A 22,384-nucleotide genomic window follows, 5' to 3' on the forward strand; every position below is an offset into this window, starting at 1 on the left:
CCGGCTCAGAGCGTATCAATAAAGCTGCGCAGCTTGTCCGAACGCGACGGATGCTTGAGCTTGCGCAGGGCCTTCGCCTCGATCTGGCGGATGCGCTCGCGCGTCACGTCGAACTGCTTGCCGACTTCTTCCAGCGTGTGGTCGGTCGACATCTCGATGCCGAAGCGCATGCGCAGCACCTTGGCTTCGCGCGGCGTCAGCGAGTCGAGGATGTCCTTGACCACGTCGCGCAGACCCGCCTGCATCGCGGCCTCGATCGGGGCCGTGTTGCTGCTGTCCTCGATGAAGTCGCCCAGGTGCGAATCGTCGTCGTCGCCGATGGGGGTTTCCATCGAGATCGGCTCCTTCGCGATCTTCATGATCTTGCGGATCTTGTCTTCCGGGATCTCCATCTTGGCGGCCAGGATGCCGGCGTCGGGCTCGAAGCCGAACTCCTGCAAGTGCTGGCGCGAGATGCGGTTCATCTTGTTGATGGTCTCGATCATGTGCACCGGGATGCGGATCGTGCGCGCCTGGTCGGCGATCGAGCGCGTGATCGCCTGGCGGATCCACCACGTGGCGTAGGTCGAGAACTTGTAGCCGCGGCGGTATTCGAACTTGTCCACCGCCTTCATCAGGCCGATGTTGCCTTCCTGGATCAGGTCGAGGAACTGCAGGCCGCGGTTGGTGTACTTCTTGGCGATCGAGATCACGAGGCGCAGGTTGGCCTCGATCATTTCCTTCTTGGCATCGCGCGAGGACGATTCGCCCTCGTTCATGCGCTTGTTGATGTCCTTGAGCTCGGTCAGCGGCACCACCACGCGCGACTGGATGTCGGCCAGCTTCTGCTGCAGTTCCTGCACTGGCGGGATGTTGCGCGCGAGCACGGCGCTCCAGGGCTTGCCGGCGGCGGCCTGCTTCTCGACCCACTTGAGGTTCAGCAGGTTGGAGGCGATGCGGTTGCCGTTCTTGTCGAAGCCGCTGAAGTCGCGGATGAACTCGTCCTGCGGGAAGCCGCACTTGTCCACGATGATGCGGCGCAGCTCGCGTTCCTTCTTGCGCACGTCGTCGACCTGGGTGCGCACGAGGTCGCACAGGCGCTCGATGGTGCGCGCGGTGAAGCGGATGGTCATCAGCTCGTCCGACAGGGACTGCTGGGCCTTGGTGTACGAGGGCGTGCCGTAGCCTTCCTTGTCGTAGACCTTGTGCACCTTCTCGAACATCTCGGCGATGCGGTCGAAGCGCGAGAGGGCCTCGTTCTTGAGTTCCTCGAGCTTCTTGGTCAGGGCCTTGGAGCCGCCCTTGCCGTCGTCGTCGTCTTCCTCGTCGAATTCGTCGAAGTCTTCCTCGGCCACGTAGTCGTCGGCCTCGTTCGGGTTCGAGAAGCCGTCGACGATGGTCGAGATGACGACCTTGCCTTCACGGATCTCGGCGGCCAGGCGCAGGATCTCGGCGATGGTGGCGGGGGAGGCCGAGATGGCCTCCATCATCGCCATCAGGCCGCCTTCGATGCGCTTGGCGATCTCGATTTCGCCTTCGCGGGTCAGCAGTTCGACCGTGCCCATTTCGCGCATGTACATGCGAACCGGGTCGGTGGTGCGGCCGAATTCGCTGTCCACCGTGGAGAGAGCCGCTTCGGCTTCTTCTTCCGCTTCCTCCACCGTGGTCGCGGTGGGGGCGGTGTTGTTCAGCAGCAGGGTTTCGGCGTCGGGGGTCTGCTCGTAGACGGCCACGCCCATGTCGTTGAGCATGGTGACCACGACTTCCATGGTCTCGGCGTCGACCAGCTTGTCGGGCAGGTGGTCGGAGATTTCGCCGTGCGTCAGGTAGCCGCGGGTCTTGCCCAGCGTGATCAGGGTCTTCAGGCGCGAGCGGCGCTTGGCGAGGTCTTCCTCGGACAGCACGGTCTCGTCGAGGCCGAATTCCTTCATCAAGGCGCGTTCCTTCGCCTTGCTGATCTTCATGCGCAGCGGCTTGACCTTCTCTTCGGTCGTCGCCACGGCCGCCACCGGCTCGTCACCGGCCAGGTCGTCCTCGATGTCCGACAGGTCGACGTCGCTCTCGGGCGCATCCTTGTCGGCCTTGGGCTTGCGGCCACGCTTGGCGCCGGTGGCGGGCGCGGCGGCAGCGGTGCTGGCGGCCTTGGGCGGGCGGCCGACCTTCTTGGCGGCGGGGGCGGCAGCGCCTGCCGCAGCCGTCTTGGCGGCTGTCTTCTTGGTGTCGTCGGTGGTGGTCGTCGATTTCGTGGGCACGGTTTTCACTTTCGTTGCGGCTGCCGCCTTTGACGCGGCTGCACCCGTCTTAGTTGCCGGCAAAGCGGCTGCTTTCAACGGTTTTTCGGCTGCAGGCTTGGCGGCGGCGCTTTTGGCGGGTGAAGGAGCAGGCTTCTTTGAACTGGGCATACGACCTCGTTACAACAAGAATGGACAAGCGGGATCACACGAAATCACACGGGCGCGGTCCGCGAAGACAGCGCCGCCAGCCCGGCACAGCCGGACAGGAACAATTGGGCAAAAGAGGAATAAATCCTCAATAGGCAAGATGTCGGGCGATCATTTGGTGTGCAGTCCTTGCGGTTATTGGCCCTTTCCAGCGGGGTTGCCGTGGAGTGCGTTGCGCGAGGGGCCGGTCCGGAGGTGCTGCTGTCGCTCTTGCCGATTTCGCCAGTTGCGAAGCCCTACATTATAGCGTCTTGCGCAAATTTCAAGCAATTACACCGTCTTCGGACGCATGCGGGCGCGCAATTCGAGCCGCCGCGCCTCGAGCGCCTTGTAGCGTTCGAGCGCCTTCGGGTCCTTGCCGACGGCCGCGATGGCCTCGCTCTGCTGGAACTTGAGGCGGTCGTCGAGCATGAAATCGAGCACGCTGCCCAGCTCGCGGGCGGCTTCGGCCAGCAGATCGTTCTCGCTCGCTTCCGGATCGGCGGGGGCGCCGCCTTCCGAGGCCGTCATCAGCTTGTCGGCCAGCGCCTCGAACTCCTGGCCGCGCATGCCTTCGCGCAGCGCCGCCCACGGCTGGGCGCCGTGCTCGTGCAGCTGGCTGTCGAGCCAGGTGAACAGGGCGCCGTGCGGCCCGGGCAGTTCGCACAGCATCAGGTGCACCTCGTGCGACAGCGGCTCCCACTGCGCCATGTTGGCGAGCAGCAGGCGCACCGCGATGTCGGGCCGGCTCAGCGGCTGGCTGCGCCCGCGCATCGGTTCACGCGGCGGCTCCTTGCGGCCGAAACGCTTGTTGAATGGCCGCTTTTTGCTATCGTTTTCGTAGTAACGCTCGCGCTCTTCGTAGACCGGCGGTTCGGGGAAGTAGCCGTCGTCGTCGGGCGGGCGTTCCTGGCTGCGCTCGGCCTGGCGCGAGGCGCCGCCGCCGCGCGGTGCCGCCGCCGTGGCCCAGAGGTCCGACAGCGCGGCCGCGTCGAGCTGCACCAGCGTGGCGATCTCGCTCAGCAACTGGCGCTTGAGGGCCCCGTCGGGCAGCGCGCTCCAGAGCGGGCGCACGTTGCTGCTCATGTGGGCGCGGCCCTCGGCGGTGCCGAGGTCGCAGCCCTCGCGCGCGGCCTCGATCATGAAGCGCGACAGCGGCGTGGCCTCCTGCACGAAGCGCGCGAAGGCCTCGGCACCGAACTCGCGGATGAAGCTGTCGGGATCGTGCTCGGCCGGCAGGAACAGGAACTTGATGCTGCGCGTGTCGGTGGCATAGGGCATGGCGCCGTCGAGCGCCTTGCGCGCCGCGCGGCGGCCGGCGGCGTCGCCGTCGAAGCTGAACACCACCGACTCGGTGAAGCGGAACAGCTTCTGCACGTGCTCGGTGGTGCAGGCCGTGCCCAGCGTGGCCACCGCGTTCGGGAAGCCGAGCTGGGCCAGCGCCACCACGTCCATGTAGCCCTCGGTGACCAGCGCGTAGCCGCGGTCGCGGAACGCCGCGCGGGCCTCGTAGAGGCCGTAGAGCTCGCGGCCCTTGCTGAAGACCGGGGTCTCGGGCGAATTCAGGTACTTGGGCTTCTCGTCGCCGAGCACCCGGCCGCCGAAGCCGATGCATTCGCCCTTGACGTTGCGGATCGGGAACATCACCCGGTCGCGGAAGCGGTCGTAGCGCTTGGCCTCGCTGGCCTCGACCTGGCCGTCCTCGGTGTTGACGATCACCAGGCCGCTCTCGGCCAGCAGCGGGTCCTCGTAGTCGGGGAACACGCCCGCGAGCGTGCGCCAGCCCGGCGGCGCGTAGCCGATGCCGAACTGCTTGGCGATCTCGCCCGAGACGCCACGGCCCTTCAGGTAGTCGATGGCGCCGGGCGCCTGGCGCAGGTGCTTGCGGAAGGCGTCGCCGGCCTTCTCGAGCACGTCGGTCAGCGTGGCCTGCTTCTGGCGCTGGCTGGCGGCGCGCGCGCGTTCGGCCGGCGAGGCGTCGTCTTCCGGCACCTGCAGGCCGTACTGGCCCGCGAGGTCGTGCACGGCCTCCACGAAGCCCATGCCGGCATGCTCCATGAGGAAACCGATGGCGTTGCCGTGGGCGCCGCAGCCGAAGCAGTGATAGAACTGCTTGGTCGGGCTGACCGAGAAGGAGGGCGATTTCTCGCCGTGGAAGGGGCACAGCCCCATGAAATTGGCGCCGGCCTTCTTGAGCTGCACGTAGCGGCCGACGATTTCCACCACGTCGGCGCGCGCGATGAGTTCCTGGATGAATGAAGCGGGGATGGTCATGTAGGCGGGGAGCGGCAAATCATACGCAAGCCGCGGGTCCCCCGCGACCCGACGGCATACTGGCGGCGACCGACCACCCCGCCCGCATGACGACGATCAATCCGCTGAAACACGCCGCCCCGCTGCTGCGCCACCCGCTTCGCTTCGGCTGGGACGCCCTGAAGGAGTTCCGCGCCAACCAGGGGCTGCTGCTGGCCGGTGCCGTGGCCTATTACGCGCTGCTGTCGATCGTGCCGCTCTTGATCGTCAGCGTGATCGCGCTGTCGCACGTGATCGACCAGGCCGAGCTGCTGCGCACCATCGGCCGCTACCTCGAATGGCTGCTGCCGGGGCAGTCGAAGGCCATCGTGGCCGAGCTCTCGAGCTTCCTGGACCACCGCGACGTGCTCGGGCCGGTGCTGCTGGTGACGATGGTGTTCTTCAGCTCGCTGGCCTTCAGCGTGCTCGAGAGCGCGATGGCGGTGATCTTCCACCACCGCAAGGCCGACCACAAACGCCATTTCCTGGTGTCGGTGGCCATGCCCTACGTCTACATCCTGTGCCTGTGCGTGGGGCTGCTGCTGGTCACGCTGGTGTCGGGCGCGCTGCAGCTCGTGGGGCAGGAGAGCGTCGACCTGCTCGGGCGCAGCTGGTCGCTGTCGGGCGTGTCGGGGCTGCTGCTGTACCTGCTGGGGCTGGGCGGCGAGATCTTCATGCTGACCTCGCTCTACCTCGTGATGCCGGCCGGGCGCATGTCGCTGCGCCACGCGCTGCTGGGCGGCATCACCGCCGCGCTGCTGTGGGAGGCCACGCGGCGGATCCTGATCTGGTACTTCTCGACGCTGTCGCAGGTGAACGTCGTCTACGGCTCGCTGACCACGGCGATCGTGGTGCTGCTGAGCCTGGAGATCGCGGCCACGCTGGTGCTGCTGGGCGCCCAGGTGATCGCGAACTACGAGCGCCTGGACCGCACCGGCAGCGCCAAGCCGCCGCGTGCGCCGCTCAGCGGGGCGGGAGTCGAATCGCTCCGTCCAGCCGAATCACCTCGCCGTTGAGCATGTCGTTCTCGATGATGTGCTTGGCGAGTTTCGCGTAGTCGGCGGGGGTGCCCAGGCGCGAGGGGAAGGGCACGCTGGCGGCGAGTGCGTCCTGCACTTCCTGCGGCATGCCGAACAGCATGGGCGTGCCGAAGATGCCGGGGGCGATCGTCATGTTGCGGATGCCGTTGCGCGCCAGGTCGCGCGCGATCGGCAGCGTCATGCCGACCACGCCGCCCTTCGAGGCGCTGTAGGCGGCCTGGCCGATCTGGCCGTCGTAGGCCGCGACCGAGGCGGTCGAGATCAGCACGCCGCGCTCGCCGGTGGCTTCGGGCTCGTTCTTGCTCATCGCGTCGGCGGCCAGCCGGATCATGTTGAAGCTGCCGATCAGGTTGACCGTGACGGTCTTGCTGAACACCGCCAGCGCGTGCGGGCCGTTCTTGCCCACGGTCTTCTCGGCCGGCGCGATGCCGGCGCAGTTGATCAGGCCGACCAGCTTGCCGAGCTGCAGCGCGGCCGCCACCGCGGCCTGGCCGTCGGCTTCCTGGCTCACGTCGCACTTCACGAACACGCCGCCGATGTCGCGCGCGACGGCTTCGCCCTTGTCGGCCTGCATGTCGGCAATGACGACCTTGGCGCCGTTGCCGGCCAGCATGCGTGCCGCGCCTTCGCCGAGGCCCGAAGCGCCACCGGTCACGATGAAAACCTTGCCGTCGATCTGCATGTAGGAGTCTCCTGAGGAAGAAAAGCCTTGCATTATCGAAGACGGCCCGGTGCGCGACTGTTTCGGCGCGCGCATAAAAAAAGGCCCCGTCCGAAGACGAGGCCCTGAATTGGATCCGTGAGGACCCAAGGAGACAACTGGTGGTGGTCGGCGGCTTAGCGCTTGCGCGACGAAGCGGTCGCGGTCTTGGCAGCGGCGACGGCTTGCGTGGACACGGCGTTGAAGTTGGCTTCGGCGACGTCCGACGCTTGCTTGACGGCCTTTTGCACCGATTCGAAAGCGTTGTTGGCGGCGGCGACGGCGCTCTTCAGCACGGCGACGGCGGTTTCCGAACCGGCGGGAGCGTTCTTCGAAGCGCTGTCGACCAGACCGACGAAGGCTTGCTGGGCTTCGCTGGCCTTCGATTCGAAGGCCTTGGTGAATTCGGCGCCGGTGCCTTGGGCGATTTCGTACAGGTGACGGCTGTAGGCGGCGGTCTTCTCGGCCAGGGGCTGGAACAGGCTGGCTTGCAGCGTCAGCAGTTCTTGCGCGTCCTTCACGCTCAGGGCGGCCTGGGCGGTGGTGGCGGCTTCGGACAGGGCGGCCTTGGAGGCGGTCACGTTGAGTTCGACGAGCTTCTCGACGCCTTCGAATGCCTTGGTGGTCAGGCCGAACAGGGTTTCGAGGTTGGCTTTTTGGGCGGCGAGGATCTGGTCAGCGGTCAGGGCCATTTGGAATCTCCGGAAGGGATGATGGTTGGTCTATTCACGTTGCGCTGCGCCTCGTCGGCTTTGTTGCGGTGCAGCATGGGCTCAAGTATAGGCAGCTGAAATCTCCGGGCAAGGGGTTTTTGTTGCTTTGCAGCAATTTAGAAGCGGCTTTCTAAACCGGGGCGGCCGGCCTTGAAACGCGATGGCGGCCGCGGGTGTCGCGCAGTCGCCTGGAGCCGGCGAGGGCCGCTGGCAGAATCTCGCGCGATGACGACGCCTGCCTCTCCCAGCCCCAAGCCCGTGCCGCAACCGCGCGCCAGTTACCCCGTCTTCCGCAGCATTCCCACGCGCTGGATGGACAACGACATGTACGGCCACGTCAACAACGTCGTCTACTACAGCTGGTTCGACACGGCGGTGAACGCGCTGCTGATCGAGCGCGGCGCCCTCGACATCCACCAGGGCTCGACCATCGGCTTCGTGGTCGAGACGCAGTGCAACTACTTCGCGCCGCTCGCCTTCCCGCAGACCGTCGAGGCCGGCATCCGCGTGGCGCAGGCTGGCCGTTCCAGCGTGCGCTACGAGGTCGGCCTGTTCGCGCAGGGTGCCGACACGGCGGCGGCCCAGGGGCATTTCGTGCATGTCTACGTCGACCGCACGACCCAGCGGCCGGTGCCGCTGCCCGAGGCGCTGCAGCGCGTGGTCGATTCGCTGCGGGCCTGAGCCTCAAGAGAAACGGCGCCCCTCGAGGCGCCGTTGTCGTTGCGAGGTAAGAGAAGCGGCTTACTTCTTGGCCATCGCCTTGATGTCGGCCTTGCCCTTGTCCTCGTCGGCCTTGGCCTGCTTCACGCAGGCGGACTTGGCATCGCCGGTCTGGTCGTCGCACTTTTCCTTCGCGACTTCATAGGTGGCCTTCACCTTTTCCTCGGCCACCTTGCGGGCGTTGCTGTCGCTGGGCTTGAACTGCTGTTCGAGCTCGGCCTTGGCGACGTTCTCCTTGCCCTTGGCTTCCTTCTGGCAGACGTCCTTGGCGTTGTCCTTCAGCGTGTCGCACTGGGTCTTGGCGACCTTGTAGTCGGCCTCGATCTTTTCCTTGGCGACCTTGTGCTCGTCCTTGTTCATCTGGGCGCCGGCCTGGGTGGCGACGAAGCAGGTGGAGGCGAGCGCGAACATGAGCAGGTGTTTTTTCATTTTGGAGTTCTCCTAGTCGATGGATGAGGGAAAGCGGAAGTCAGGACCTCAGTAGCGTTCGAACCAGAGCGCGTCGGGCGTGCGGCCGTCGCGCGACTCCCAGTCCTTGACCTGCTTCTCGGCCTCGTCGCGGCTGATGCCGTGGCGTTCCTGGATGCGGCCCAGCAGTTGGTCGCGCTTGCCGGCGATGACGTCGAAGTCGTCGTCGGTCAGCTTGCCCCATTGCTCCTTGACCTTGCCCTTGAGCTGCTTCCAGTTGCCTTCGATGGTGTCCTTGTTCATGCGAATCTCCTTGAGAGGTTGATTCGGCGGTCCGTTTTCGCCGCCGTGAAGACACTGTCTCCAGGCGCATTCACCCCAGTGGTAGGACGTGCAGTGCAGGGTCCGTAGGCACAGGCCGACGGGGGCCGTGATAATCGAGCGGCGCCCGAAAAACTTCGGGCCGGGACGACAGAGAGACAACGCGCGCCGCACCATGATCATCCACAGCCTGCTCGACACCGACCTCTACAAGTTCACCATGATGCAGGTCGTGCTGCATCACTTCCCGGGGGCACGCGTCGAGTACCGCTTCAAGTGCCGCAACCCCGGCGTCGACCTCGCGCAGTTCGCCAGCCAGATCCGCGAGGAGGTGCGCAGCCTCTGCTCGCTGCAGTTCCGCGATGCCGAGCTGGCCTACCTGCGCTCGATGCGCTTCATCAAGAGCGACTTCATCGACTTCCTCGGGCTGTTCAGGCTCAACGAGAAGTACATCAACATCATTCCCCAGCCCTCGGGCGAGCTCGAGATCCGCATCCAGGGGCCGTGGCTGCACACCATCCTGTTCGAGATCCCGGTGCTGGCGATCGTCAACGAGGTCTACTTCCGCAACACGCAGAAGCGCCCCGACCTCGACGAGGGCCGACGCCGGCTCGAGATCAAGATCGCGCAGCTGCAGGAGGCCGGCCTCGGCGACCTCAAGATCGCCGACTACGGGACGCGGCGCCGCTTCTCGAAGGACTGGCACGAGGAGGTGCTGCGCACCCTCAACGCGCGGCTCGGCGCGGTGACCTCGCCGCCCTCGAGCTCGCAGCCCGGCGGCCGGCTGCCGCAGCTCGCGGGCACCAGCAACGTGCTCTACGCGATGAAGCTCGGGCTGATCCCGCTGGGCACCATGGCGCACGAATACCTGCAGGCCTGCCAGGCGCTGGGCCCGCGGCTGCGCGACAGCCAGATCTTCGGCTTCGAGAGCTGGGCCCGCGAGTACCGCGGCGACCTGGGCATCGCGCTGTCCGACGTCTACGGCATGAGCGCCTTCCTGCGCGACTTCGACCTGTACTTCTGCAAGCTGTTCGACGGCGCGCGCCACGACAGCGGCGATCCGTTCCAGTGGGGCGAACGCATGATCGCGCACTACCTCGCGAACCGCGTCGACCCGCGCACCAAGACGCTGATCTTCAGCGACGGCCTCACGGTGCCGCGCACCATCGAGCTCTACCAGCAGTTCCGCGGCCGCTGCCAGCTGGCTTTCGGCATCGGCACCAACCTCACCAACGACCTGGGCTACGAGCCGCTGCAGATCGTGATCAAGATGATCCGCTGCAACGACCAGCCGGTGGCCAAGCTCTCGGACACCCCGTCGAAGAACATGTGCGAGGACGAGAAATACCTGGCCTACCTGCGCCAGGTGTTCGAGATCGAGCAGCCTGCCGCCTGATGCGGATTCCGGCGACGGAACCGGGGGCTCTGGTACGGTACGGCCCCATGAAGACCACGATGCGTCCCGCGGTGTCGATGGCGCTGGCGACGCTGGCGTTGCTCGCTCCCGGCCTGGTCCTGGCGGCGGACTTCGACGGCAGCACGATCTCGCCGCTGTGGGGCGTGCCCTTCGCGGGCATCCTGCTGTCGATCGCCTTGCTGCCGCTGCTGGCGCCGGCCTTCTGGCATCACCACTACGGCAAGGTCGCGGCCGCCTGGGCGCTGGCCTTCCTGCTGCCCTTCGCCGCCACCTTTGGTGCATCGCTCGCGGGCGGGCAACTGGTGCATGCGCTGGTGGCCGAGTACATCCCGTTCATCCTGCTGCTGACCGCGCTGTTCACGGTGGCCGGCGGCATCCACATCCGCGGCAACCTGCGCGGCTCGCCGGGGCTCAACACCGCCATCCTCGCGATCGGCGCGGTGCTCGCGAGCTTCATGGGCACCACCGGCGCGTCGATGCTGCTGATCCGCCCGCTGATCCGCGCCAACGACGACCGCGTGCACCGGGTGCACGTGATCGTGTTCTTCATCTTCATCGTCTCGAACGTGGGCGGCTCGCTCACGCCGCTCGGCGATCCGCCGCTGTTCCTCGGCTTCCTCAAGGGCGTGAGCTTCTTCTGGACCGCGCAGCACATCCTGCTCGACACGCTGTTCGTGCTGGCCGCGCTGCTGGGGCTGTTCTATTTCATCGATCGCCACTACTTCCGCAAGGAGGGCGTGCTGCCGGTCGACCCCACGCCCGACACGCGGCGCCTGGGCTTCGACGGCGCGCTCAACTTCTGGCTGCTCGCGGGCGTGGTGGCGCTGGTGCTGCTCAGCGGCTTCTGGAAGTCGCCGCTGCGCTTCGACGTCTTCGGCACCGAGGTCGGCCTGCCGGGGCTGGTGCGCGACGCGGGGCTGATCGTGCTCACGCTGGTCTCGCTCGCGATCACGCCGAAGGCGGTGCACGCGGCCAACCAGTTCGAATGGGGCCCGATGGCCGAGGTCGCCAAGCTGTTCGCGGGCATCTTCCTGACCATCGTCCCGGTGATCGCGATGCTCAAGGCCGGCACGCAGGGACCGTTCGGCGCCGTCGTCGCGGCGGTCACGCGGCCCGACGGCCAGCCCGACCCGGCGATGTACTTCTGGGCCACCGGCATCCTCAGCTCCTTCCTCGACAACGCGCCGACCTACCTGGTGTTCTTCAACACCGCGGGCGGCGATCCGCTGACGCTCATGACCACCCATGCGGCGACGCTCGCGGCCATCTCGGCCGGCGCGGTCTTCATGGGCGCCAACACCTACATCGGCAACGCGCCCAACCTGATGGTCAAGGCCATCGCCGAGAGCCGCGGCGTGCGCATGCCGAGCTTCTTCGGCTACATGGCCTGGTCGATGGCCATCCTGCTGCCGCTGTTCGTCCTCTCCACCTTCCTTTTCTTCCGCTAGCGAGACAAAGCCCATGAGCAAGCCCAAGATCCTGGTCGCCCGCGCGATCTTCCCCGAGACCCTCGAGCGCCTGGCGCAGCATTTCGAGATCGAGTCGAACCAGTCCGACGAGAGCTGGACCAGGGAGCAGCTCGCCGCGAAGCTGCAGGGCAAGCAGGGCGCCTTCACCACCGGCAGCGAGCGCATCGACGCCGCGCTGCTCGACGCCTGCCCCGACCTGAAGATCTGCGCCAACATGGCCGTGGGCTACAACAACTTCGACGTCGACGCGATGGCCGCGCGCGGCGTGGTCGGCACCAACGCGCCCGACGTGCTGACCGAGACCACCGCCGACTTCGGCTTCGCGCTGCTGATGGCCACCGCGCGCCGCATCGCCGAGAGCGAGCATTTCCTGCGCGCCGGCAAGTGGCAGAAGTGGAGCTTCGACATGTTCGCGGGCTCCGACATCCACGGTGCCACGCTGGGCATCATCGGCATGGGCCGCATCGGGCAGGGCATCGCGAAGCGCGGCGCGCACGGCTTCGGCATGAAGGTGATCTATCACAACCGTTCGCGGCTCGACGCCTCGCTCGAGGCCGAATGCAAGGCCACCTACGCGAGCAAGGAAGAGCTGCTCAGGACCGCCGACCACGTGGTGCTGGTGGTGCCGTACTCGGCCGCCTCGCACCACACCATCGGCGCCGCCGAACTCGCGCTGATGAAGCCCACCGCCACCCTGGTGAACATCGCGCGCGGCGGCATCGTCGACGACGCGGCGCTGGCCGTGGCGCTGCGCGAGCAGCGCATCGCCGCCGCGGGGCTCGACGTGTTCGAGGGCGAGCCCAAGGTCCATCCCGACCTGCTGACCGTGCCCAACGTCGTGCTCACGCCGCACATCGCGAGCGCCACGGTGCCCACGCGCAAGGCCATGGCCGGGCTCGCGGCCGACAACCTGATCGCCTTCTTCACGGGCAAGGGCCCGCTGACGCCGGTCACGCCGGTGGCCGCCAGGTAAGCCATCCCCGTCGAACAAAAAAGAATAGAAAGCGCCCCGCGATCCCCTTGGAACTCACCGACTTGATTCTTCTGGCCCTGGCGGTCGTGGCCGTCATCCAGCTCGTGCTCCTCGTCTGGCTGCTGGCCCGCCGGCCGCCGCCGCCCGATCATGGCGAACTGCTCGCCGCCAACGAGCGCACCGAGCGCGAGCTGCGCCGCGAGATCGCGGAGAGTTCGCGCGGCGGACGGCAGGAAACCGCGCAGGCCTTCGCCACCTTCCAGCAGTCGCTGGTGATGCAGGGCGCCGAGGCCACGCGCACGCAGAACGCCCAGCTCGATGCCTTCGCGCTGCAGCTAGCCGCGCTGCAGAAGACGCTGGCCGACACGCTGGCTTCGCAGCTGCAGGGCCTGTCGGAATCGAATGCGCGCCGTCTCGCCGAGGTGCGTGCCACGATGGAAAGCCAGCTCACGCAACTGCAGCAGGGCAATGCCGCCAAGCTCGACGAGATGCGCAAGACCGTCGACGAGAAGCTGCAGAGCACGCTCGAGGCGCGCCTCGGTGAGAGCTTCCGGCAGGTGGCCGAGCGGCTCGAGCAGGTGCACAAGGGGCTGGGCGAGATGCAGACGCTGGCGGTCGGTGTCGGCAGCCTGCAGCGCGTGCTGACCAACGTGAAGACGCGCGGCATCTTCGGCGAGGTGCAGCTCGAGGCGCTGCTCGAGCAGGTGCTCACGCCCGAACAGTACGCGCGGCAGGTCGAGACCAAGCCGCGCAGCGGGCAGCGGGTGGACTTCGCGATCCGCTTCCCGGGCCGCGGCGACGAGGGCGCGCCGGTCTGGCTGCCGATCGATGCCAAGTTTCCGCGCGACGACTACGAGCGCCTGATCGAAGCCCACGAGCAGGCCGACGCGGTGGCCGCCGAACTCGCCGCCAAGGCGCTCGAGGCGCGCATCCGCGCCGAGGCCAAGTCCATCGCCGAGAGCTACCTCGCGGCGCCGCACACCACCGATTTCGCGATCCTCTTCCTGCCGGTCGAGAGCCTCTATGCCGAGGTGCTGCGGCGTCCGGGCCTGATGGACGCGATCCAGCGCCAGCACCGCGTGACCCTGGCCGGCCCGACCACCTTGCTCGCGATGCTCAACAGCCTGCACATGGGCTTTCGCACGCTGGCGCTCGAGCGCCAGGCCTCCGAGGTCTGGAAGGTGCTGGGCGCGGTCAAGACCGAGTTCGAACGCTATGGCGAGTGGGTCGAGCGCGTGAAGGAACAGGTGGCGAAAGCCTCCGACACGCTCGACAAGGCCGATACGCGCGCCAGGCAGATGCGCCTGGCGCTGCGCAAGGTCGAGGCGCTGCCCGAGGGCCAGGCGCAGGCGCTGCTGCCGCCGCTGGCCGCGGGCGCCGAAGGCATCGACGCCGATCCCGACAGCGGCGGAAAGCCGTGAAGGGCAGCGAACTGCTGCGCGTCATCGGCGCGCAGGTCTGCCTCCACGCCACCATGGCCGGCATGCGGCTGGCCACGCCGCTGCTGGCGCTGCAGCAGGGCTACAGCGCGGCGGCCGTCGGCGTGCTGATCGCGCTGTTCGCGCTGACCCAGGTCTTCCTCGCGCTGCCGGCCGGGCGCTTCGCCGACCGCCACGGCTTCAAGCGGCCGCTGCTGCTGTCGGTGATCGCGGCCTCGCTCGGCGCGGGGCTGGTCTGGGCGTTCCCGGTCTTTCCGGCCATGTGCGTGGCGGCGCTGCTGACCGGCGGCGCCACCGGCGCGACCGTGATCGCGCTGCAGCGCCACGTGGGCCGCTCGGCCACCACACCGACCGAGCTCAAGCGGGTGTTCAGCTGGCTCGCGATCGCGCCCGCGGTGGCGAACTTCGTCGGCCCGTTCCTGGCCGGGTTGCTGATCGACCACGCGGGCCGCGCGGCGGCCGACATGCTGGCCTTCCGCGTCTGCTTCGCCGCCATGGCGCTGCTGCCGATCCTGTGCTGGCTGATGGCGCGCGGCGCGCACGAACCGCCGCCCACGCCGCCGTTGCCCGGGGCCGTGCCTACGCGCGCCTGGGACCTGCTGCGCGAACCGATGTTCCGCCGCTTGCTGTTCGTGAACTGGCTGCAGTCCTCGAGCTGGGACGTGCATGCCTTCGTGCTGCCGGTGCTGGGGCACGAGCGCGGCATCAGCGCCTCGGTGATCGGCTCGATCCTCGGCGCCTTCGCGATCGCGGCGGCCGTGATCCGCATCGTGCTGCCGGCGATCGCCTCGCGCGCCTCCGAGCGCAGCGTGATCCTCAGCTCGACCCTGGTCACGGTCTGCGTCTTCCTGGTCTACCCGCTGCTGCCGACGGCCTTGAGCATGGGCGTGTGCTCGGTGGTGCTTGGCTTCGCGCTCGGCGCGGTGCAGCCGATGGTGATGAGCATGCTGCACCAGATCACGCCGCACAGCCGCCATGGCGAGGCGCTGGGGCTGCGGCTGATGACCATCAATGCCTCCAGCGTGGCGATGCCGATGCTGTTCGGCTCGCTGGGCGCGCTGATCGGCATCGGCGGCGTGTTCTGGGTCGTGGGCGGGGTGGTGGCGCTCGGCGCGCGCGCGACCTGGGGCTTGCAGGTGCGGGAGGAGGGGCACTGAACGGCCCGAAGCCACTGCCGCCTTCCGGGAAACCCTGATCCAAATAAGATCAATTCTCATCTGATTGACAAGATAGTGACTTGAAGTCAGTATCGCCGCCTCTTCAACGAATCCCGAAGGCGGTCCCATGGACTCCCCATCCCGGGCGGCGATCGACGATCCGCGCCGCCGGCTCGCGCTCGTCGCCGCGGTCTATCTCGGCAGCTTCATCGCCACGCTCGACGTGAGCATCGTCAACGTCGCGCTGCCCACCCTGCAGCGCGCGCTCGCCACCGACCTCGCGGGCCTGCAGTGGGTGATCGACATCTACGCGCTGTGCCTGTCGGCCTTCATGCTCTCGGCCGGTCCGCTCGGCGACCGCTACGGCCGCAAGCGGGCCTGGCTGGCCGGCGTGGTGGTGTTCACCGTCGGCTCTGCGATGTGCGCGATGGCCGGCAGCTTGAGCACGCTGCTGGCCGGCCGCGCGGTGCAGGGCATCGCGGGCGCGCTGCTGATCCCGGGCGCGCTGTCGATCCTGGCCCATGCCTTTCCCGAGCCGGCGAGCCGCGCGCGCGTGATCGGCGGCTGGTCCTCGTTCACCGCCATCTCGCTGATCCTCGGGCCGATGCTCGGCGGCCTGCTGGTGGACCACACGGGCTGGCAGAGCATCTTCCTGATCAACCTGCCGATCGGCCTGCTGACCGTGGGCCTGGGGCTCTGGGGCATCCGCGAGACCTCGCACCCCGAGCATGCGGCGCTCGATCCGGCGGGGCAGGTGCTCAGCGTGCTGTGGCTCGGCGCGCTGACCTTCGGGCTGATCGCGGCCGGCGAGCACGGCTGGCTGTCGGGACGCACCACGGTATCGCTGGCGCTGGCCGCGCTCGGGCTCGTGCTGTTCCTGGCGGTGGAGGCGCGCGTGCAGCGGCCGCTGCTGCCACTGGGCCTGTTTCGCGACGCGCGTTTCTCGGTCACCAACTTCGCGTCCTTCGTGCTGGGCTTCTCGGCCTATGCGAGCCTGTTCTTCTTCTCGCTGTTCCTGCAGCAGGTGCAGGGCTGGTCGGCCACCGACACCGGCTGGCGCATGGTGCCGCAGTTCGTCGCGACCGGCATCGTGTCCTCGCAGTTCGGCCGGCTGTCGCGGCGCCATGGCGTCCATGCGCTGATGGTGGCGGGCTACGGCCTGATCGGCGCCGCGATGCTCGCGATGACGCTGCTCGCGGCGGACACGCCCTACGTGGTGCTCGCGCTGCTGTTCGTGGTGCTGGGCGTTGGCACGGGGCTCGCGGTGCCGGCCACCAGCACGGCGGTGATCGCCTCGGTGCCGGCGCAGCGCTCGGGCATGGCCTCGGCCACGATGAATGCGCTGCGCCAGGCCGGCATGCTGATCGGCATCGCGCTGCTCGGCACGCTGATGAGCGGCCGCGCCACCGCGCTGCTGGCGGCGGCACTCGAGCGCAGCGGCCTGCCGGCGGCGCGCGCGCAGGAGATGGCGGTGGCCGCCGTGGCGCGGCACGACACCGCCGCGCTGGGCGCGCTCGATCCTTCGCTGGCCCATGGCCTGGTGTCGGGCGCGCTGGCCGGCGGCTTCCACGCGGCCGTGGCCTGTGCCGGGCTGGCCGGCCTGCTGGCGGCCGGGCTGCTGCTCGGCGTCAGGCCGCGCACCGCCGCGCTGCCGGCCCGCGCCTGAGGAGCTTCTCTCCATGCCCGCCGCGCGCGTGCCGCTGCGCCTGTCCGCGCGTCGCCTTCCCGTTCTTCGTTCCCGGACTTTCATCAAGGAGTTGTCCATGATCCATCACGAACTCGGCCAGTGGCCGCTGGTCATCAGCGTGTCTTCGGGGTTGCAGACCCTCGAGGACATGCAGGTCTTCACCGAGGACTGGAACCGCTGGCTCGACCGTGGCGAGCCTTTTGCTTCGCTGCGCGTGTTCGCCGACGCCGATGCGCTGGTGCATCCCGAGGGCAGCGCGCAGAGCGCGAAGCAGTGGCTGCAGGCGCGCGGTGCCGACATCCGGCGCCATATGATGGGCATGGCCAGCGTGGTGCCGCCCGATCAATACGAGAAAATCCGCAAGATGAATGTCGAGAAGCTCTTCGGCGTGCCGGCCGACACCTTTGCGCGCACCGACGAGGCCATCGCCTGGCTCGGCGAGCGCGTGCTGGCGCCGCGCGGCCTGGCGCTCGACGCGGCCGCGGTGAACGCGGCCATCGCGGCGGCACGTGCCGCCGCAGCCACAACCTGAGGGAACCGAATGACGACGGGGCGCCGCAACATCACTTCTTCCACGCCCGATGCGGCGGACCCGTCACCGCCTTCGGAGGCGTCCGAACCGCGCCGTCGCGTCAAGGCGCCCGAAACCCGCGCCGCGGCGCTGATGGACGCGGCCGAGCGGCTGTTCATCGAGAAGGGCATCGCCACCACCAGCATCGACGACATCGCGGCCGGCGCGCAGGTGGCCAAGGGCACCTTCTATCTGTACTTCCCGTCGAAGGAGGCGCTGCTCGGCGCGCTGCAGCAGCGCTTCGTCGACAGCTTCTGCGCGCGGCTGCAGGAGGCGATGGACCGCCACCGTCCCGAGGACCACCATGGCCGCATCAAGGCCTGGGTCGAGACGGGGCTCGAGACCTACCTCGACAACGTCGCGCTGCACGACGTGGTGTTCCACGAGTACCGGCCCGAGGACCGGCGCATGCGCAACGACAACGCGGTCATCACGCAGCTGGTCGGCCTGCTCAAGCATGGCGACGCGGCCGGCGTGTGGGAGGTCGAGGACCCGACGCTCACGGCCGTGATCCTGTTCAATGCGCTGCACGGCGTGGCCGACGATGCCGTGGCCATGGGCCTCGCGACCGGGCCGGGGCCCGAGCGGCGCCGGCGTGCCAAGGCGCTCACGCGCTTCTTCGAGCACGCGCTGCGGCCCGATGACGACGATGGCGACGACGAGGCCGCCTAGTCGAGGCGCGGTCCGCGCCCGCTCGGATCAGAGCTTGTAGAAGCGCTTGATCGCTTCCCACGCGTCTTCGGGCGCGTCCACGTACTCGAAAAGCTTGACGTCGCCGGGCGAGATCACGCCTTCGTCGACCAGGAAGTCGAAGTCGATCAGGCGCTTCCAGTAGTCCGAACCGAACAGCACGATCGGCACCGGCTTCGACTTGCGCGTCTGCACCAGCGTGATCACCTCGAACAGTTCGTCGAGCGTGCCGAAGCCGCCCGGGAACGCCACCAGCGCCTTCGCACGCATCATGAAATGCATCTTGCGGATCGCGAAGTAGTGGAACTTGAAGCTCAGCGCGGGCGTGACGTAGGGATTGGCCGCTTCCTCCATCGGCAGCGCGATGGCCAGGCCGACCGACAGGCCGCCGGCCTCGTGCGCGCCGCGATTGGCCGCCTGCATGATGCCGGGGCCGCCGCCGGTGCAGATGAAGAGCTTGTCCTGCGGCTCCTTGTTCTCGCTGTGGCGCGCGACCAGCTTGCCGAAGGTGCGCGCCTTCTCGTAGTAGTGCGAGCTGCGCGCCAGCCGGCGCCAGCGCTCGGCCGCGGCGGTGTCGCCGGCCTTGTCGGCCTCGACGATCAGCGCGGCGGCTTCTTCCTCGCTGCGAAAGCGCGCGCTGCCGAAGACCACGATGGTGTTCTCGATGCCGTGGACGCGCTGCTCGAGGTCGGGCTTCATCAGCTCGAGCTGCATGCGCACGCCGCGGGTTTCGCGGCGCAGCAGGAACTCGGGATCGGCGAAGGCGATGCGCGAGGGATCTGGATCGAGCGGCAGCCCATGGTCGGCATGGGCCTGAAGCGTGGCCCAGGCATCGGCGAGGCGCTTGTCGTGGAGGTCGTGCGTGCTGTTGGTCATAAGGATGGGATTGTGCAGCGCGGGATTCGTTGCGTGCGGCGGGCCGCAAAGACAAAAGGCTCCTTGCGGAGCCTCTTGCGGGTGGTGGTCAGCCGGGGAAAGCGAGGCTCAGACGCGCTTGCGGTATTCGCCGGTGCGCGTGTCGATTTCGATCTTGTCGCCTTGCGAGACGAACAGCGGCACGGGCACTTCGAAGCCGGTGGCGATCTTGGCGGGCTTCAGGACCTTGCCCGAGGTGTCGCCCTTGACGGCCGGCTCGGTCCAGGTGATTTCGCGCTCGACGCTGGTCGGCAGTTCGACCGAGATCGCCTTGCCGTCGTAGAACACCACTTCGACGGCCATGCCGTCCTCGAGGTAGTTCAGGGCGTCGCCCATGTTCTCGGCTTCGACTTCGTACTGGTTGTAGTCGGCGTCCATGCAGACGTACATCGGGTCGGCGAAGTAGGAGTAGGTGCAGTCCTTCTTCTCGAGCACGATCTGGTCGATCTTGTCGTCGGCCTTGAAGACCACTTCGGTGTTGAAGTTGGCGATCAGGCTCTTCATCTTCATGCGCACGGTGGCGCTGTTGCGGCCGCCGCGGCTGTATTCGGTCTTGAGCACGACCATCGGATCCTTGCCGTGCATGATGACGTTGCCGGCGCGGATTTCTTGAGCGATTTTCATATCAGGGTCTCTGGATGTAAGCCGCTCGGTGCGCGGGACTTCCAGAATCCGGGCAGGAGTGCCGGTTGGAAAAAGCCCCGCGGTACATGTCCCGCGGCAGGTTCAGCGGAGTGCATCTCGAACCCCCAGGAATTTCCCAGGATCCGGGCCGAAATCCGCAAAGCCCGCTATTTTAGCTTTTTCCGGCGACGAAATGCTGCAGTTGGGTCACGAGATCGTCCTGCGCGAGCAGGCGCTCGCGCCCTCGGGTCACGGCAAGACGCCATTTTTCGCCGATGTCGGCGAGCGACAGGGACGCGTTGCCGAAGCCGTTCCAGGCTTGGTGGAAGCGCCGCATCGAGGCCGGCGCTTCCAGCCAGTCGAGCCAGGCGTTCAGCTTCACGTGGTGCGCGTCGTCGTCCTGCGCATAGATCTGCCAGACCAGCGGCGCGCCGGCCCAGAGGGCCCGCACCAGCGAATCCTCGCCGCGCACGAAATTCAGGTCGCAGGCCCAGAGCAGGTGGTCGAAATCGGGCTGGTCGAGGTGCGGCAGGTATGAAATCGATAGCGCACTCGCCTGGCTGGGCGAGCGTTCGAGCCATGGTGCGCTCGAAAGACAGGCCTTGACGGCCTCGGTCGCCCGCCCCGGCGTCACCAGCAGCCGGGTCGGCGTGCCGTCATCGGCCAGTTGCGCCAGCAGCGCGGCCAGGGCCGGCGGCTCGTAGCAGAACAGCGACACCAGGCGTTCGCCTTCGCGCCAGGGCAATTGCCGTTGCGCCAGCCAGGCAGCGCGATCGAAGGCCGCGCGCCGCCGGGCCAGGTCCGGTTCGCGCACCAGGCCGCCGGTGGCCTCGGTGAAGCCTGGATAGAAGAAGCGCTTGGTGAGCCCGGCACCCGGCTCCCTGAAGACCGGCGAGGGCAGGCCATGCAGCCGCTCCACATAGGGTTCGGCCGAGAGGTATTCGAGGTTGATCCAGGCGCGCGGGGCACCGTCGGCGGCCGAGGCCGCGGCGAAGCGCGCGATCAGCGCGGGCGCCGGGTCGCAGCCGAAGGCCTCGATCAGCACCTGGGGCGCCGGCTCGGCCGCGGCCGCGCCCACCGCGGCCGGGTCGCTCCAGTCGATCACGCGCACGCCCGCGCAGCCTTCGGGCGCCATCCAGGCCAGCGCGCTGGCGTCGTCGACCCAGAGCCGCACCCGTTCGCCGAGGCCGGCGAGCTGGCGTGCGAGCCGCCAGCAGACGCCGAGGTCGCCATGGTTGTCGATGACCTTGCAGAAGATGTCCCAGTCGCGTTGCATGGCCGCGAGTGTGCACCTTGCGCCTTTCTTCTGAATGGCCCTCGCGCGGGGCCGTCGCTATGCTGGCCGCACACCACAACCACAACGGAGAGAGCGAATGAGCCTGAAGAAGAACCGAGCCCGCCATCCCGGCGCCGCCTTGCCCGCGACCTCGCGACTGCGCACGTTGCGCAGCGCGCTGGCCCTGTCCCTCGCGCTCGGCGGCCTCGCCACGGCGGCGGCCCAGACGCTCACGCCGCAGCAGCAGCGCTTCCGCGAGATCTACAAGGAGCTCATCGAGGTCAACACCACCCACTCGGTGGGCGACAACACGCAGGCCGCGCGTGCGATGGAAAAACGACTGGTCGAGTCGGGTTTCGCGCCCGCGGACATCCAGATCCTCGAGCCCTTCCCCAAGAAGGGCAACCTCGTGATGCGCTTCAAGGGCGACGGCTCGAAGAAGCCGTTGCTGCTCTTGGCTCATATCGACGTGGTCGAGGCCCGGCGCGAGGACTGGAAGACCGATCCGTTCAAGCTGCAGGAGTCGGGCGGCTACTTCACGGCGCGCGGTTCCATCGACGACAAGGCCATGGCCTCGGCGCTGGTGTCCGTGCTCGGCCAACTGAAGCAGGAGGGCTTCAAGCCCAGCCGCGACATCATCCTCGCGCTGACCGCCGACGAGGAACGCGGCGATGCGCTGAGCAACGGCGCCTTCTGGCTCATCAACAACAAGCCCGAGCTGCTGCAGGCCGAGTTCGGCATCAACGAGGGCGGCGGCGGCGAACTGCGCAACGGCAAGCCGAACCTGCACCGGCTGCAGGTGGCCGAGAAGATGTACACCACCTACATGCTCGAGGCGCGCGACGTCGGCGGCCACAGCTCGGTGCCGACCAAGAACAACCCGATCTACGCGCTGTCGGCCGGCCTGGAGCGGCTCGGCAACTACGCCTTCCCGATCAAGCTCGCCGACGTCACGAAGACCTATTTCGCGCGCAGCGCGCCCTTCGCCACCGGCCAGCTGGCCGAGGACATGCGCGCCGTCGGCACCGGCAACCCCGACGCCGGCGTGCTCGAGCGCATGACGGCCAACCCGGCCTACAACGCCCAGCTGCGCACCACCTGCGTGGCGACCATGGTGCAGGCCGGCCATGCCGAGAATGCGCTGCCGCAGTCGGCCAAGGCCACGGTCAACTGCCGCATCCTGCCGCACGACGATCCCGACGAGGTCGAGCGCCTGCTGACCCAGGCCGTGGGCAACGACAAGATCGTGGTGCGCAACCTCGGCAAGCCGCTGCGCAGCCCGGCGTCGCCGCTGCAGGGCGACCTGGTGAAGACGGTGGAGCGGCTGACCGAGCAGATGTGGCCGGGCGTGCCGGTGATTCCCGCGATGAGCACGGGCGCCACCGACAGCCGCTTCCTGCGCAATGCCGGCATTCCGATGTACGGCGTGACCGGCATGTTCCTCGAGCCCTCGGATGCGCGCGCCCACGGGCTGGACGAACGCATCGAGATCCAGCGGCTCTACGACGGGCGCGAGTTCCTCTACCGGTTGGTGAGCGAACTCGCGAAGTAGGCGTCGCCGGGCTTCGGGCCC

The 22,384-nt window shown here is 67.9% G+C and carries 20 protein-coding genes; 11 read left to right on the plus strand and 9 right to left on the minus strand.

What is annotated here, in order from left to right; genetic code table 11:
- Window positions 1-5 precede the first annotated feature (5 nt).
- Window positions 6-2,381 (minus strand): RNA polymerase sigma factor RpoD, encoded by a 2,376-nt coding sequence (gene rpoD, locus R0232_RS11915; protein WP_093343063.1) that lies wholly within the window; start codon window positions 2,379-2,381, stop codon window positions 6-8.
- A gap of 309 nt (window positions 2,382-2,690) precedes the next feature.
- Complete coding sequence (gene dnaG / locus R0232_RS11920; protein ID WP_431512232.1) at window positions 2,691-4,673, minus strand: DNA primase; 1,983 nt, start codon at window positions 4,671-4,673, stop codon at window positions 2,691-2,693.
- 86 nt (window positions 4,674-4,759) lie between these two features.
- Between dnaG and R0232_RS11925 the strand changes: the two genes are divergently transcribed.
- On the plus strand, window positions 4,760-5,707 hold the full coding sequence (locus R0232_RS11925) for a YihY/virulence factor BrkB family protein (RefSeq protein ID WP_093343060.1): 948 nt from the start codon (window positions 4,760-4,762) through the stop codon (window positions 5,705-5,707).
- On the opposite strand, the gene R0232_RS11930 is transcribed toward R0232_RS11925, so the two are convergent.
- Entirely contained in the window at window positions 5,655-6,413 is a 759-nt protein-coding gene (locus R0232_RS11930; protein ID WP_057590419.1) for a 3-hydroxyacyl-CoA dehydrogenase, read from the minus strand. The genes R0232_RS11925 and R0232_RS11930 overlap by 53 nt on opposite strands.
- 155 nt (window positions 6,414-6,568) lie before the next feature.
- A complete protein-coding gene (locus tag R0232_RS11935; protein ID WP_057590418.1) occupies window positions 6,569-7,123 on the minus strand; it encodes a phasin family protein in 555 nt (184 codons plus the stop codon).
- Between the two features lie 246 nt (window positions 7,124-7,369).
- Between R0232_RS11935 and R0232_RS11940 the strand changes: the two genes are divergently transcribed.
- Window positions 7,370-7,825: an acyl-CoA thioesterase gene (locus R0232_RS11940; protein WP_093343058.1), complete on the plus strand. Its 456-nt coding sequence runs from the start codon at window positions 7,370-7,372 to the stop codon at window positions 7,823-7,825.
- A 60-nt stretch (window positions 7,826-7,885) separates the two neighbouring features.
- Here the strand turns inward: R0232_RS11940 and R0232_RS11945 are convergent, their stop codons facing one another.
- The gene (locus tag R0232_RS11945; protein WP_431512233.1) at window positions 7,886-8,293 is read right to left on the minus strand and encodes a hypothetical protein; all 408 of its coding nucleotides are present in this window, start codon (window positions 8,291-8,293) and stop codon (window positions 7,886-7,888) included.
- Window positions 8,294-8,341: 48 nt separating this feature from the next.
- A complete protein-coding gene (locus R0232_RS11950) occupies window positions 8,342-8,575 on the minus strand; it encodes a CsbD family protein (protein ID WP_057590415.1) in 234 nt (77 codons plus the stop codon).
- Between the two features lie 193 nt (window positions 8,576-8,768).
- On the opposite strand from R0232_RS11950, the gene pncB reads away from it, so the two are divergent.
- The 8 genes from pncB (at window position 8,769) to R0232_RS11990 (ending at window position 17,978) form a co-directional block, all read left to right on the plus strand.
- Window positions 8,769-9,989 (plus strand): nicotinate phosphoribosyltransferase, encoded by a 1,221-nt coding sequence (gene pncB / locus R0232_RS11955; RefSeq protein WP_093343057.1) that lies wholly within the window; start codon window positions 8,769-8,771, stop codon window positions 9,987-9,989.
- 47 nt (window positions 9,990-10,036) lie between these two features.
- Window positions 10,037-11,458 carry a sodium:proton antiporter gene (locus R0232_RS11960; protein WP_431512234.1) on the plus strand — a complete coding sequence of 474 codons (1,422 nt, stop codon included), beginning with the start codon at window positions 10,037-10,039 and terminating at the stop codon, window positions 11,456-11,458.
- Between the two features lie 13 nt (window positions 11,459-11,471).
- Window positions 11,472-12,452: a 2-hydroxyacid dehydrogenase gene (locus R0232_RS11965; RefSeq protein WP_431512235.1), complete on the plus strand. Its 981-nt coding sequence runs from the start codon at window positions 11,472-11,474 to the stop codon at window positions 12,450-12,452.
- 47 nt (window positions 12,453-12,499) lie between these two features.
- Window positions 12,500-13,873 (plus strand): DNA recombination protein RmuC, encoded by a 1,374-nt coding sequence (locus R0232_RS11970; protein WP_431512236.1) that lies wholly within the window; start codon window positions 12,500-12,502, stop codon window positions 13,871-13,873.
- Window positions 13,870-15,048, plus strand: coding sequence for an MFS transporter (locus R0232_RS11975; protein ID WP_431512237.1), 1,179 nt, complete (start codon window positions 13,870-13,872; stop codon window positions 15,046-15,048). Before R0232_RS11970 ends, R0232_RS11975 begins: the two co-directional genes overlap by 4 nt.
- A gap of 127 nt (window positions 15,049-15,175) precedes the next feature.
- Window positions 15,176-16,714 carry an MFS transporter gene (locus R0232_RS11980; RefSeq protein ID WP_431512238.1) on the plus strand — a complete coding sequence of 513 codons (1,539 nt, stop codon included), beginning with the start codon at window positions 15,176-15,178 and terminating at the stop codon, window positions 16,712-16,714.
- 97 nt (window positions 16,715-16,811) lie between these two features.
- Window positions 16,812-17,267: a hypothetical protein gene (locus tag R0232_RS11985; RefSeq protein ID WP_093343048.1), complete on the plus strand. Its 456-nt coding sequence runs from the start codon at window positions 16,812-16,814 to the stop codon at window positions 17,265-17,267.
- A 9-nt stretch (window positions 17,268-17,276) separates the two neighbouring features.
- Window positions 17,277-17,978, plus strand: a complete 702-nt coding sequence (locus R0232_RS11990; RefSeq protein WP_431512239.1) for a TetR/AcrR family transcriptional regulator — start codon at window positions 17,277-17,279, stop codon at window positions 17,976-17,978.
- Between the two features lie 27 nt (window positions 17,979-18,005).
- On the opposite strand, the gene R0232_RS11995 is transcribed toward R0232_RS11990, so the two are convergent.
- The 3 genes from R0232_RS11995 to earP form a co-directional block, all read right to left on the minus strand.
- A complete protein-coding gene (locus R0232_RS11995; protein ID WP_431512240.1) occupies window positions 18,006-18,872 on the minus strand; it encodes a TIGR00730 family Rossman fold protein in 867 nt (288 codons plus the stop codon).
- Between the two features lie 108 nt (window positions 18,873-18,980).
- The gene (gene efp, locus R0232_RS12000) at window positions 18,981-19,535 is read right to left on the minus strand and encodes an elongation factor P (protein WP_007830687.1); all 555 of its coding nucleotides are present in this window, start codon (window positions 19,533-19,535) and stop codon (window positions 18,981-18,983) included.
- A 172-nt stretch (window positions 19,536-19,707) separates the two neighbouring features.
- The gene (gene earP, locus R0232_RS12005; RefSeq protein WP_431512241.1) at window positions 19,708-20,811 is read right to left on the minus strand and encodes an elongation factor P maturation arginine rhamnosyltransferase EarP; all 1,104 of its coding nucleotides are present in this window, start codon (window positions 20,809-20,811) and stop codon (window positions 19,708-19,710) included.
- Window positions 20,812-20,908: 97 nt separating this feature from the next.
- Here earP and R0232_RS12010 point away from each other — a divergent pair, with 97 nt between their 5' ends.
- Window positions 20,909-22,363, plus strand: coding sequence for a M20/M25/M40 family metallo-hydrolase (locus R0232_RS12010; RefSeq protein ID WP_431512242.1), 1,455 nt, complete (start codon window positions 20,909-20,911; stop codon window positions 22,361-22,363).
- Window positions 22,364-22,384: the final 21 nt, after the last annotated feature.

It is taken from the genome of Variovorax sp. DAIF25 (genome assembly GCF_050711835.1).
GTDB lineage: Bacteria > Pseudomonadota > Gammaproteobacteria > Burkholderiales > Burkholderiaceae_C > Variovorax.